The sequence below is a fragment of the Psychrobacter immobilis genome, from assembly GCF_003148585.1.
Classification (GTDB): Bacteria; Pseudomonadota; Gammaproteobacteria; order Pseudomonadales; family Moraxellaceae; genus Psychrobacter; species Psychrobacter immobilis.
Genome location: NZ_QGGM01000016.1, coordinates 73,846 through 86,427, shown reverse-complemented (window position 1 = coordinate 86,427; position 12,582 = coordinate 73,846). Strand labels below are relative to the sequence as shown.

At 42.5% G+C, this 12,582-nt stretch carries 10 protein-coding genes; 4 read left to right on the top strand and 6 right to left on the bottom strand.

The genetic code is table 11. The features are described 5' to 3' along the window. The first annotated feature begins 166 nt into the window (after positions 1-166). A complete protein-coding gene (locus C8D84_RS11915) occupies positions 167-415 on the top strand; it encodes a DUF2164 domain-containing protein (protein WP_055123463.1) in 249 nt (82 codons plus the stop codon). A 125-nt stretch (positions 416-540) separates the two neighbouring features. On the opposite strand, the gene C8D84_RS11910 is transcribed toward C8D84_RS11915, so the two are convergent. The 5 genes from C8D84_RS11910 to C8D84_RS11890 all read right to left on the bottom strand — a co-directional run bounded on the left by C8D84_RS11910 (position 541) and on the right by C8D84_RS11890 (position 5,738). After that, positions 541-936: a hypothetical protein gene (locus C8D84_RS11910; RefSeq protein WP_109592396.1), complete on the bottom strand. Its 396-nt coding sequence runs from the start codon at positions 934-936 to the stop codon at positions 541-543. A gap of 301 nt (positions 937-1,237) precedes the next feature. Then, a complete protein-coding gene (locus C8D84_RS11905; protein WP_109592394.1) occupies positions 1,238-1,978 on the bottom strand; it encodes a type 1 glutamine amidotransferase in 741 nt (246 codons plus the stop codon). Positions 1,979-2,084: 106 nt separating this feature from the next. Next, positions 2,085-3,341, bottom strand: a complete 1,257-nt coding sequence (glyA, locus tag C8D84_RS11900) for a serine hydroxymethyltransferase (RefSeq protein ID WP_109592392.1) — start codon at positions 3,339-3,341, stop codon at positions 2,085-2,087. Positions 3,342-3,798: 457 nt separating this feature from the next. Beyond that, complete coding sequence (locus tag C8D84_RS11895; protein ID WP_109592390.1) at positions 3,799-4,302, bottom strand: chorismate--pyruvate lyase family protein; 504 nt, start codon at positions 4,300-4,302, stop codon at positions 3,799-3,801. 65 nt (positions 4,303-4,367) lie between these two features. Continuing rightward, positions 4,368-5,738 carry a GNAT family N-acetyltransferase gene (locus tag C8D84_RS11890; RefSeq protein ID WP_109592388.1) on the bottom strand — a complete coding sequence of 457 codons (1,371 nt, stop codon included), beginning with the start codon at positions 5,736-5,738 and terminating at the stop codon, positions 4,368-4,370. Positions 5,739-6,472: 734 nt separating this feature from the next. On the opposite strand from C8D84_RS11890, the gene C8D84_RS11885 reads away from it, so the two are divergent. Beyond that, positions 6,473-8,692 (top strand): NADP-dependent isocitrate dehydrogenase, encoded by a 2,220-nt coding sequence (locus C8D84_RS11885; protein ID WP_109592386.1) that lies wholly within the window; start codon positions 6,473-6,475, stop codon positions 8,690-8,692. A gap of 325 nt (positions 8,693-9,017) precedes the next feature. On the opposite strand, the gene icd is transcribed toward C8D84_RS11885, so the two are convergent. Further along, the gene (gene icd, locus C8D84_RS11880) at positions 9,018-10,277 is read right to left on the bottom strand and encodes an NADP-dependent isocitrate dehydrogenase (protein WP_109592384.1); all 1,260 of its coding nucleotides are present in this window, start codon (positions 10,275-10,277) and stop codon (positions 9,018-9,020) included. Positions 10,278-10,751: 474 nt separating this feature from the next. Between icd and C8D84_RS11875 the strand changes: the two genes are divergently transcribed. Beyond that, positions 10,752-11,378, top strand: coding sequence for a pseudouridine synthase (locus C8D84_RS11875; RefSeq protein ID WP_060490377.1), 627 nt, complete (start codon positions 10,752-10,754; stop codon positions 11,376-11,378). 265 nt (positions 11,379-11,643) lie between these two features. Next, positions 11,644-12,459 carry a CopM family metallochaperone gene (copM, locus tag C8D84_RS11870; protein ID WP_109592382.1) on the top strand — a complete coding sequence of 272 codons (816 nt, stop codon included), beginning with the start codon at positions 11,644-11,646 and terminating at the stop codon, positions 12,457-12,459. Positions 12,460-12,582: the final 123 nt, after the last annotated feature.

Here is a 12,582-nt window from a genome sequence, read left to right as displayed (position 1 = left end):
AGGGCAGTTTTTTGATTCATGGCGTTGATTCCTTGCAAATATAGACAGTATATAGCGTTAGACCCTACGCCAGCATGAATTTTGTCCATTACACCTGATTATTCAACCTTCCTATAAAGGTATGATTGAACTAAGCTAGATCATTACCTAGTATTGAGAGAATAATATGAGTAAAGACAAACTTATCAAGTTATCGAAGGAAGAGGAAGAAGCGCTGTTAGATAATTTGAGAGATTATATGAGCGAAGAGTTTGATTTGGATATCGGTAATTTGCCTGCCAAGTTCTTATTCGATTTTATGGTGGACTTGATCGGCTCTAAAATATATAACCAAGCCATCGATGATGCTGAGCCTTGGTTATATGAGAGATTTATGGGCATATTAGAAGACAGTCATGCGCTGAAGAAGGATTAGCTACTATTTTCTACGACACAAAAAAACCGCCTAGCCATTCAGCTGAGCGGTTTTTCACATCAAACTAAGACGCTCAAGTTTTAAAGTACTTCAAGTAACAAATACTTAACGCAAATTTTTATATACTAAAGCGTAAACCCAATCACATTGAGCTTGTTCTCTTCTGCAAACTCAAATAACTTATGAACATGATTTAAATTCTCAAGAAATGTATTCAAACCTTCTTGGCTCTCTGCTTCGTAGTAACCGATGTCGTGTACCAATTTTTTTAAATCTGTCGCGGCAAACGCTTTGATAATCTTAGGTACGACTGCCATATCATATAATAGCCCGTCATGCTGATCATGCAGAGGCGTGCTGTTGTCTGTCAAAAATAACAGATCGCACAAGGCGTAATGCCCCTCTCCCAACAGCTCAATCAATTCTTCCGTATAGTGTTCAAAAGATGCTTGTTTCACATCCAAGTATTGGTTGTCACGATTTTCTCTTAGCTCATCAAGTGTAATACTACCATTGAACATACTTGCTAAATTTTCCTCACGAACACTACAAAAAAAATGACATAGATGTAGAAATAGGCATCGTATTCTCCTTATCTGTTATTAAAAATAAGAACCACCTAGCAGAAGCTAAATGGTTCTTTCTTCAGTTCAATGAGATTGAATAAAAGATAGGTCGCAGGTTAAGTAATCAATAGCGAGTATTATGTAAGTTAAGTAAAACCCACAGTCTTGACTGGTTTGCTCATCTGTCATTTTAGCGCTTTTCTTTATACTGAATTTTCACCTGCTACAGATTATTAATCGCGTTTCACTGAATTATCTAGCTAGCTAGTTTATCTAGTATGGTCGAGAGCCATGCATTGTTATCTGCAATATACGTGTCCCCTAGTGCTAGGATCTCATCAGCCGCTTGCACAGAGTCAGGATGATCAATCATCGCTTCTTGTATATACGTCTGTCCATGCGACACCATATCTACCATACTCTTGTTAGTCACTTCAAAATGACATTGCCAACCAAGCACCCACGTACCTAATTCTTTATGCTTTGATGTTTGATAAACAAAACCTTGATTGGCCCAAGTATGTGACGTTGCAATTGGCATCGCGCCTTTGGGACACTCAAAACCATCGCCATGCCAATGAAATACAGTGAATTCATTCTTTGGCAAATCTGCTAGCAGCGGATGTGCAAGCCCCTGTTCGGTCAATTGAATGGGCAGCCAGCCAACCTCTTTTATGCCTGATGGCGCAACTTTCGCCCCCAAGCTATCTGCAATCAGTTGTGCACCCAAACAAACACCAATCACGGTTTTTCCGTCATTAATACTTTGCTGAATGAAAGATTTTTCATCAGCTAGCCACTGAAAGTCACTTTCATCATGAATGCTCATTGGTCCACCCATAACGACTAACCAATCAAAACTGTCTTGCGCGGGTAATGGCTCATTTTTATGAAAACGTGTGACCGTAATACTATGGCCTCGATTATCTACCCACTGCCTGATATGGCTGAGCTCTTCAAAATCAACATGGTAAAGAGCATGAATTCGTAGCATCATCAAATTATCCTTTTATTAAAAAAATAAAAACCGCCTAGCAAAAGCTAAGCGGTTTTTTACTTTATACAACACTTAATAAGCGCTGGCTAAAACAGAGAGAAACGGCTTACTGATTTTTTTCGTAAACTGGTAACTCTTTGCAGATAGCTTCTACTTTACCGCGTACTTCAGTAGCGACCGCTTCATCACCGCGGCTATCTAGTACATCACAAATCCAACCTGCCAAATCACCCGCTTGCGCTTCGTTGAAGCCACGAGTAGTGATTGCTGGCGTGCCGATACGGATGCCAGACGTCACGAACGGCGATTTTGGATCATTTGGTACGGCGTTTTTATTCACAGTAATATGCGCATCGCCAAGCCATTTGTCCGCTTCTTTACCCGTCATTTCTTGCTTAACGAGGCTGATCAGCATGAGATGGTTTTCCGTACCGCCAGATATGATTTCATAGCCACGGTCTTGAACCACTTTTGCCATCGCTTTAGCGTTTTTAACCACTTGCTGTTGATAAGTAGAAAAGTTAGCTTCTAACGCTTCTTTAAAGCAAACCGCTTTTGCCGCGATGACATGCATCAACGGGCCACCTTGATTACCTGGGAATACGGCAGAATTCAGCTTTTTAGCAAGTACTTCATCACGCGCCAAAATCATGCCTGAACGTGGGCCACGTAGGGTTTTGTGTGTTGTCGTTGTAACCACATCAGCGAACGGTACTGGGTTTGGATAAACACCACCAGCAACTAGACCAGCAACGTGCGCCATATCTACTAGCAAATAAGCGCCAACTTCATCAGCGATTTCACGGAAACGTGCCCAATCGACTACCTGTGAATACGCTGAAAAACCAGCAATAATCATTTTAGGCTTATGCTCTTTTGCCAAACTTTCAACTTGGTCATAATCGATAAGACCAGTGCCTTCGACCAAGCCGTACTGTACGGCATTGTAGTTCAGACCTGAAAAGTTAATGTGTGCGCCATGAGTCAAGTGACCACCTGCGTCTAAGCTCATGCCTAGTACGGTGTCATTTGCTTCAAGTAACGCTAAAAATACGGCAGAGTTTGCTTGACTACCAGAATGTGGCTGGACGTTGACGTACTCAGCACCGAACAACTCTTTTGCACGATCAATCGCCAATTGCTCTACAACGTCTACATGCTCACAACCACCATAGTAACGCTTGCCAGGATAACCTTCAGCGTATTTGTTGGTTAGATCTGTGCCTTGCGCTTCCATCACTGCTTGCGAACAGTAGTTTTCAGACGCAATCAATTCGATATGGTTTTCTTGACGAACGCTTTCTGCAGCCATCGCTTCAGCAAGTACTGGATCAAAATCTTTGATAGAAATATCTTTAAACATAGTGATGTCCTAGGTAGTGACTGTCATTGAAAAATGTCGTTGAAAAGAAGCTTATAGGCTGCCCACAATAAAACAATTACTGTGTCAACGTCGCTCAAAGTACCAGCGGTACTTTTACGCTCAGTTTTATGGTATGACCATTATTGTGAATTGAGTCTATTAGCAAAGATAAGTAGGAGTAAGCAGAGGCAATAGGCCTGTCATTAACTTGTCCAATTCGGCAATAAACTCGATACGCGTTGGCATCAAAATCATCGCTAAACATTAAGTGTAACATGAAAATTTGTACGGTGAGCGCAAAAAAACCTCACTGTAAGCTGAGTGAATTAAATGGTGATATAACGCAGATAAATAGCCAATAAAATAAATGGTTTACCGCTATCATCCTGCTCCCAGCCTGTTGTTGGTCAACATATTAGTAGCGACTTTTATCTATTGACTGGCTACTTAATGATATTTAACTGTCAGTAGCGACAAATGCTGGCAAAAAAGTTTCGCTGATCAGCAGCTGGCGACCATACCAATCATAACGTGTTTGCCGTTGCCAACCTTCAGCAGTCTGCTGGATAAAACGCTGATTGGGTAAAGTCCGGCTGCGTTTAAATAACACATAACCGATGGGTGTACCTTTAAGCTGCTGTAGACGGCGGGCGTGACCTTTGAGACTGGGTAACGGAAAGATACTTTGCGCGGCCACCCACGGATGCTCGTCATTGCCATATAGTTGCGCTTCACGCACCCATGCTAGCATGGGACGATTCAGCATGGCACCTGTGACATTCAATTGTTTTTTTTGTGCCAGTGACAGCAATCGATAGCCCTCAAAGCTACGCTCCACGCGCAAGGGCTGCCCTGCTTTCACTTCCAACACCGCCGTGAGAGAGCCTGCGACATTGAGCCACGAGAGTAGCTCACTAGGAGGAGACAAATGGGTAAGACAAATAAAAGGAGTACTGGACATAGTTAACGGCTAATAGTGACATAATAATAAAAAAGAAAGCGAGCGTTAGGCGTATTAAGCAAAGCCTATTGATTGGTATCAAAGGCTGGCATATTATCCACATTAAAGGGCAATGCCTCAAACGCTTGCTGACGATACTGCGCCATATGCTCACGGTCTTGGGCGCAAAAATTGGCGATAGCTGGCACAAAACGTGGGTCATAAATACGGTGGATAGAGTGTGTCGTCGTTGGAATAAAACCACGAACCAGCTTATGCTCCCCTTGCGTACCCGGATCAAAATACTTAAGCCTTTGCTCGATGGCAAACTCAATACCTTGATAATAACACAGCTCAAAGTGTAAGCTGTCGTACTCACCCAGTGCTCCCCAATAGCGACCATAAAGAGTGGCATTTTCGCTATGGCGATCATCGTATAAAAACAAGCTACTGGCGATAATTTCTCCAGAGGCATCTAACGCTTGTGCGAGCATTAAGTGCTCAGACATAGTCGCTGCCAGTGCCATAAAAAAATCTATCGTCAAATAAGGCTGTTGTCCACGTACTGCATACGTCATCACATAACAATGATAAAACGCTTTCCAGTCCTCATCAGTAATAGCATCACCGCATTTACGTTGGCAGATGATGCCTTGCTCGGCGACCTTACGACGCTCAGCACGGATGGTTTTGCGTTTTTTGGCTTTTAGCGTCGCTAAGAATGCTTCAAAATCAGCAAACGGTTGGCAGTTTTGTAGCAAGTCCTTATTTTGCCATAAGAACTGACAGCCTTGACGTTCCAGTATCGGCACGTCAATTGCGGTTGATTCTAAACCATTATCTTGAGCGGCGAGCAAATGCGCTATATCAATATCAGTAGGCATAGATGCCGTCGCAATCTTTGCCAGCTCAGGCGTAATGAATAATCCATGCCAGCTTGAGGCGCCTACTTGCTGAGCAATATCATCGACGCCTGCGATAGCTGTCTTTATAATATCGGAGGTTAACGTCTCGCCTGTTGCCAACCAAAGCCGCTGACCCGTAATCGGTGTATAGGGCACGCTAGTAACCAGCCTTGGATAATAATCCACCCCATAACGCGCGTAGGCTTCTGCCCATGAATGGTCAAACACAAATTCGCCACGATGATGACCTTTTAGGAATACTGGCAACACTGCCACAGGATGCGTGACTGTTTGCGCAGCTTCGTTAATCGCAGAATGGTTTTCGCTATGGTTTTCACTATGATCAGCGTGGTCTATCGAGCTGTCGCTTTGACTATCTGCGACACGATGTACCAACACAAATATCGGCAACCAGCCTGCCTGCTCACCAATCGCGCCAGTGTCAGCTAACGCTTGCCAAAAAGCAAACGACATAAAAGGGGTATCGGGGGTTTGCCAGTCTGTTTGACTCTGCCAGCTACTGTCATTGAGTAATGCATATTGTAAACTCATAATACTCACTATTTATTTTTATATGGGCGTAGTTTTTTATACCTTGTTTCGTATATGACTAGCCTAGCAAAATTCTACTCAAACTCTGTCACAATTATGCTCTCATCATTTTCAGATATTATGGATAAAATAGATAACAATGCACTCTCGATAATAAAAGCTATCCCAATACAGTCATCTCTAAAAACATAGATGATTTGGTTTGTCAGCTCATTTCTGACAGAAGAGTAAGAATCACTTAGTCACGACTCATATCTATGATATGACTGGCAGTTTTTTGAATAGTGATTGTATTATTCATCGTTTTATGACGAATATTAGCAGGCAGTGTTTGTATAGAAAGGATGAAATTTTTATCGATGACTGGTAGAATAAGGCTCTTAACAGCTTAATGTAATTAAGACATATTAGAAACAACCGAAAACACTACACTTAGTTCATTATGCGATATTGACATCGTATCAGATTTATAATCAGTTAACTATGATGTAGCGTCCGCACTCTATTTTTAAGTCATTCATATGAGCAGGTCGTTCAGACAAGACAGTCAAACTGCCGCTTAACGAAGAAAAATTCTAAGCAGACTCGATGGTCTCCAAGAAACTGTGTACAAAAAGCTCGCGACACATTATTTAGTATCGTTGCATGATCCATTATTACATCAGAGCTGTATGGAATTATTAACTTATATTTGAGCCTTATTATTAATTACAACTAAAAGGAATGCCCAACTAATGTCTAAAATTATTTATACAAAAACTGACGAAGCACCAGCGCTAGCAACCTTATCATTTTTGCCAATTGTAAAAGCTTTTACTCAAACAGCAGGCATCGAAGTTGAAACCAGTGATATCTCTGTTGCTGCCCGTGTGTTAGCTGAGTTCCCAGAGTACTTAACGGAAGAGCAGCGCGTTCCTGATAATCTGGCTGAGCTGGGTCGTCTGACTCAAGATCCAGACACCAATATCATTAAACTACCTAATATCAGTGCTTCTGTTGGACAGCTAAAAGCTTGTATCAAAGAATTGCAAAGCAAAGGCTACGCTATTCCTGATTTTCCAGATGATCCTAAGACAGAAGAAGAAGAAGAGATCCGTAAGCGTTACGGCAAAAGCTTGGGCAGTTCTGTCAACCCAGTATTACGTGAAGGCAACTCAGATCGCCGTGCACCAAAAGCGGTTAAAAACTATGCACGCAAGCATCCACACTCTATGGGTGAATGGAAGCAATGGTCACAGACCCACGTGTCGCACATGCACAGTGGCGATTTCTATGCTGGTGAGCAATCTATCACTTTGGATAAAGCACGTAGCGTACGTATGGAACGTGTCGCTGAAGATGGCACTATTCATGTCTTCAAAACAGGCATTGCCTTGCTGGATAAAGAAGTCATCGACTTGATGTTTATGAGCAAAAAATCATTACTTGAGTTTTATGAGCGCGAAATGGAAGATTGCCGTGAAGCTGGTATCTTGTTTTCACTGCACGTAAAAGCCACTATGATGAAAGTATCGCATCCTATCGTGTTTGGTCATGCGGTCAAAACTTATTATAAAGATGCATTTAATAAGCATGGCGCTTTCTTTGACGAGCTAGGTATCAACGTCAATAACGGCATGGCAAGTTTGTACGAAAAAATCGCTGAGCTACCAGCCAGTAAGCGTGAAGAAATCGAACGCGATTTACATGCTTGCCAAGTGCATCGTCCACGGCTAGCGATGGTTGATTCATCAAAAGGCATCACCAACTTCCATTCACCAAGTGATGTGATTGTTGATGCTTCTATGCCAGCGATGATTCGCTCAGGCGGTAAAATGTGGGGCGCTGATGGCAAAATGTATGACTGTAAGGCGGTCATGCCTGAGTCTACTTTTGCTCGTATCTATCAAGAAATGATTAACTTCTGTAAATGGCATGGCAATTTTGATCCAACGACGATGGGTACGGTTCCTAACGTTGGTTTGATGGCGCAAAAAGCCGAAGAGTATGGCTCGCATGACAAGACTTTTGAGGCGAGTGGTTCAGGATTGGCTCGTATTGTCGATGAAGATACTGATGAGGTATTGCTTGAGCAGCAGGTTGAAAACGGCGATATTTGGCGCATGTGTCAGGTTAAAGATGAGCCTATCCAAGATTGGGTAAAACTTGCGGTACGCCGTGCCCGCGAATCAGATACACCAGTTATCTTTTGGCTAGACCCTTACCGTCCGCACGAAAACGAGCTGATCAAAAAAGTTCAAACTTACTTAAAAGATCATGATACTACAGGCCTGCATATTGAAATCATGTCACAGGTTCGTGCGATGCGTTATACGCTAGAGCGCGTTGCCCGTGGTCTGGATACTATCTCTGCGACCGGTAATATTTTACGTGATTACTTGACTGACTTGTTCCCAATCCTAGAGCTTGGCACAAGTGCAAAAATGCTGTCAGTCGTACCACTCATGAAAGGCGGCGGTTTGTTTGAAACGGGCGCTGGTGGTTCTGCACCTAAGCACGTTCAACAGTTGTTAGAGGAAAACCATTTACGTTGGGATTCATTGGGTGAGTTCTTAGCCTTGACCGTGTCTTTGGAGCATTTGGCCAGTCACGATAACAATGCTAAAGCGCAAATCTTGGCGGATACGCTAGATACGGCGACAGAAAAACTGTTGTTAAACAACAAAGGTCCTTCACGTAAAACAGGTGAAATCGATAATCGTGGTAGTCATTTCTATCTGGCGATGTACTGGGCACAAGAGCTTGCGGCACAAGATAAAGATGCTGATCTTAAAGCAAAATTTGCACCGCTGGCAGAAAAACTTGAGAGCAACGAAGCTGCTATCGTCAAGGAGCTAAATGAAGCTCAAGGCAAGCCTGTGGACCTGAAAGGTTACTACTTGGCAGACGAAGCATTGGCTGAACAAGCGATGCGTCCAAGCACGTTATTCAATGCAGCAATCGCCTCATTGTAATTGAGTCATGTGCTAATACAGCAAACAATTGGGCTTAATTTTCTTTACTTATAAAGACTTTTGAACCCAGTTAGGCAAAATAAAAACACCGCTTAGGTCTCAGACTTAAGCGGTGTTTTTTATGCTTGAACATAAGACAGTACGTTTAAAACGTTACTTTTAAAATATCACTTATAAACAGCAAAAAACTGCTAATAAAAAAGCCACCTACATAACTGTAGGTGGCTTTTTAACATTGATATGTTTATCAATACTTTTGTGAATATTGATACTTTTATCAATACTATAAAATTCTGATAACAGCTGACTCAGCTCTATATACTTTTTAAACATCCATGTGCTTGATAACCGCTTTACCAAACTCAGAAGTACTGAGTAAGATAGCATCTGGCATGAGGCGCTCAAAGTCATAAGTGACTGTTTTGTTAGCGATAGCACCTTGGATACCACTGATAATGAGATCAGCGGCTTCTGTCCAGCCCATGTCTCGTAACATCATCTCAGCTGATAAAATCAATGAGCCAGGATTTACTTTATTCTGACCCGCGTATTTAGGTGCTGTGCCATGAGTTGCCTCATAAACCGCAATTGCGCCGCCTTTGTTAGCGCCCGGTGCGATACCAATACCGCCCACCTCGGCTGCTAAGGCATCAGAGATATAATCACCGTTTAAGTTTAGCGTCGCAACGACTGAATAATCCGCAGGACGCATCAAGATTTGCTGCAAAAAGGCATCAGCAATGACGTCTTTGATAATAATATCATTGCCTGTTTTTGGATTTTTCATTGTCATCCAAGGACCACCATCTAATAATTCTGCATCGAAGCGTTCTGCGGCCAGCTCATAGCCCCATTCCTTAAATGCGCCTTCGGTATACTTCATAATATTGCCTTTGTGCACTAAAGTCACACTGGGCAAATCGTTATCGATAGCGTGTTGAATGGCTTTACGCACCAGACGCTGCGAACCTTCTTTGGATACTGGCTTGATGCCGATACCGCAATCATCATCGAAGCGGATCTTCGTAACGCCCATCTCTTCTTTTAAAAATTTGATGATTTTCTTAGCATCCTCACTGCCCGCTTTCCATTCGATACCTGCATAGATATCTTCTGAGTTTTCACGGAAAATGACCATATCTGTCAGCTCAGGATGCTGAACAGGACTTGGTACACCTTCAAACCAACGAACTGGGCGTTGACAGACATAGAGGTCAAGCTCTTGACGTACCGCCACATTCAATGAGCGAAAGCCACCGCCAACTGGCGTGGTCAATGGGCCTTTGATACTGATAATATAGTCTTTTAAAATCTCTAGCGTCTCGCTTGGCAGATAGTCACCATCGTATATTTTAGCGGCTTTTTCGCCGAGATAAGCCTCCATCCAAATGATGGACTGTTTGCCATGATAAGCTTTCTCCACGGCCGCATTGACCACTTTTATCATGACCGGCGTGATATCGATCCCGATACCATCCCCTTCAACGAACGGGATGATAGGATGATTGGGTACATTTAGCGAAAGATCAGCATTTACGGTAATTTTTTCGCCGTCTCTTGGGACGATAACCTTCTCATAAGACATGGATAAAACTCCTTGGTTGTATGTTAGATATCGCAAGCATCCTTAGCACTCTGTTATGCTAGCCACTCTATTGTGATTATTTATAACGCTTTAAATGCGGGTTAGCCAAACTAAAAACCTTGAGCAATAGGTCTGAGCAATAGGTAAGTTGCGATATGCTGATAAATGGTTTAAAAAATGAATAAGTGAAATAGCGATGCACTGAATAATCATTTATTGACTTAACGATTTATTGACTTAACGATACTGTAAAAATCCCTTTAGTAAAATAGCATCCACACAGACTGTTATAATAACGCGCAAAATAACAAAGATACTTTATATAAAATCAACAAATTTGCAGCTTATAGCGTTGATTTAAAAAAATAACGTTTTATTAGGGTGTGTCCTCGTTTTAAAAATCGTAAATTGAGGACACGCTCTAACCTCAAAATACGCACAAAATAATGATTCAAATTTAGGAAATCCCAAACCATGTCAACCTCTAGTCTGATTTTATTCAATAAACCTTATGGGGTGCAAAGTCAGTTTCGTGATGACAGCAACAATGATCACACCACCCTATCACAGTATTTTACCGATAAGTCTTTACGGATTGCTGGTAGGCTTGATGCCACCTCAGAGGGTTTGCTGATTTTAACGAGTGATGGTCGAGTCAATAAAGCCATTACCCAGCCACCTTCTGCTGCTAATTTTGCAAAAAACCGTCATAAGCAGGGCAAAACTTACTTGGTGCAAGTTGAAGGCACAGCAACGCCAGCGCAGTTGAATGAGCTTGCCTCTGGCGTACAATTAAAAGATGGCAAGACACTACCGGCGACGGCTCTCATGGTAGAAGAGACAAACTTACCCATTGATTTATGGCAACGTGAGCCGCCTATTCGTGAGCGTAAGAATGTACCGACTTCATGGCTCATGCTGACGATTTATGAAGGTAAGAATCGCCAAGTCAGACGTATGACAGCGCAGGTTGGACTGCCTTGTCTGCGTTTGATACGCTGGTCAGTAGCAGGGTTCGAATTGGGTGATTTAGCCGTTGGTGAGTTTGTGCGCATTCATCTCACTAGCGAACGCTGTCAGCAATTAGGCATTCTTGATTGATTATTACTACCAATCTACTGATATCTCATTGCTGATTACTTGTGACTGGCATCTGCTTATTAGGGCATGTCCTCATTTCTATCAGCTTTTTTAAATAAGAATACGTCTTAGTCATTGGCTTTGATATCCATTAAAACCAATTACGACTTGCTAAACATCGCGTCTCGAACGAGCAAGGTTTATCTGCTAAGCTTCAGAGCACCATTATTTAGGTATCATAAGTCTCATCCACTTATCATTTAATTTTTTATTATAGGGATATGTTATGTTTGTTTTTCGTCGTTGGATCTTGTTGGCCACTAGCGTTTCTACGGCGCTTATACTGAGCGCCTGTCAGCCGACAAAAGACAACGATGACACAGATCCTAATGCAGCGACCCCACCTGTGACTGATATCGTCGATACTCCAAATGACGTTGACGCTGACAACGAACTAGCAGCTGGCGAAAACAGCGCGGATGAGAGCCAAATGACCGATATACTCAGAGACTATACAAGGTCGATGACTAGAATGCATGATGAGATGATGATCGGTATGGGTTATAACGATCCTGATACAGCCTTTGCTAAAGCGATGCTTGGACACCACCGCGGTGCCGTAGAAATGGCAAAAATTCAGCTGAAATATGGTACTGACGAAGAGATGCGTCAATTGGCACAAGAGATTATCGCCGCTCAGCAAGTTGAAATCGATATTTTGAATAAATGGCTTGCTAGCCACCCTGATACAGCCAAACCTAAACACAATACTGAAGCGATGCAGCAAGCGTATGCCAGAAGCATGGATGTCTTAAATGGCGAGATGGTATTGGGTATCGCCGATCCTGTGCCTGACATGGCATTTGCACGTGGTATGCTGCCGCATCACATTGGCGCGGTAGAGATGGCAAACATTCAGCTGAAATATGGCACTGACGAAGAGATGCGTCAATTGGCACAAGATATCATCGATGGTCAGCAGACTGAGATTGAGCATATGCAACAATGGATTGTAGACGCTAATGCCGATAACAAGATTAAAGAGACACAGGGCACAGGTGAAGCGGATAATCATCAGCAATCTGAGCAAGCTGCTTCTTAGGTGCTGAATTATTAAACGCTGACCTAGCTGTTAATTTTTAGCACACCTGAAAAAGACTACCAGTCATTACACAAAGCCCCTGCCAAATAATATTATTTAGCGGGGGCTTTTACTTTTAATCAA

What these genes read in the sequence shown, in the direction of transcription:
- C8D84_RS11885 (WP_109592386.1), top strand. Translation starts at nt 6,473, where the DNA reads ATGTCTAAAATTATTTATACAAAAACTGACGAAGCACCAGCGCTAGCA.
- C8D84_RS11905 (WP_109592394.1), bottom strand. Translation starts at nt 1,978, where the DNA reads ATGATGCTACGAATTCATGCTCTTTACCATGTTGATTTTGAAGAGCTC.
- C8D84_RS11895 (WP_109592390.1), bottom strand. Translation starts at nt 4,302, where the DNA reads ATGTCCAGTACTCCTTTTATTTGTCTTACCCATTTGTCTCCTCCTAGT.
- C8D84_RS11915 (WP_055123463.1), top strand. Translation starts at nt 167, where the DNA reads ATGAGTAAAGACAAACTTATCAAGTTATCGAAGGAAGAGGAAGAAGCG.
- copM (WP_109592382.1), top strand. Translation starts at nt 11,644, where the DNA reads ATGTTTGTTTTTCGTCGTTGGATCTTGTTGGCCACTAGCGTTTCTACG.
- C8D84_RS11875 (WP_060490377.1), top strand. Translation starts at nt 10,752, where the DNA reads ATGTCAACCTCTAGTCTGATTTTATTCAATAAACCTTATGGGGTGCAA.
- C8D84_RS11890 (WP_109592388.1), bottom strand. Translation starts at nt 5,738, where the DNA reads ATGAGTTTACAATATGCATTACTCAATGACAGTAGCTGGCAGAGTCAA.
- icd (WP_109592384.1), bottom strand. Translation starts at nt 10,277, where the DNA reads ATGTCTTATGAGAAGGTTATCGTCCCAAGAGACGGCGAAAAAATTACC.
- glyA (WP_109592392.1), bottom strand. Translation starts at nt 3,341, where the DNA reads ATGTTTAAAGATATTTCTATCAAAGATTTTGATCCAGTACTTGCTGAA.
- C8D84_RS11910 (WP_109592396.1), bottom strand. Translation starts at nt 936, where the DNA reads ATGTTCAATGGTAGTATTACACTTGATGAGCTAAGAGAAAATCGTGAC.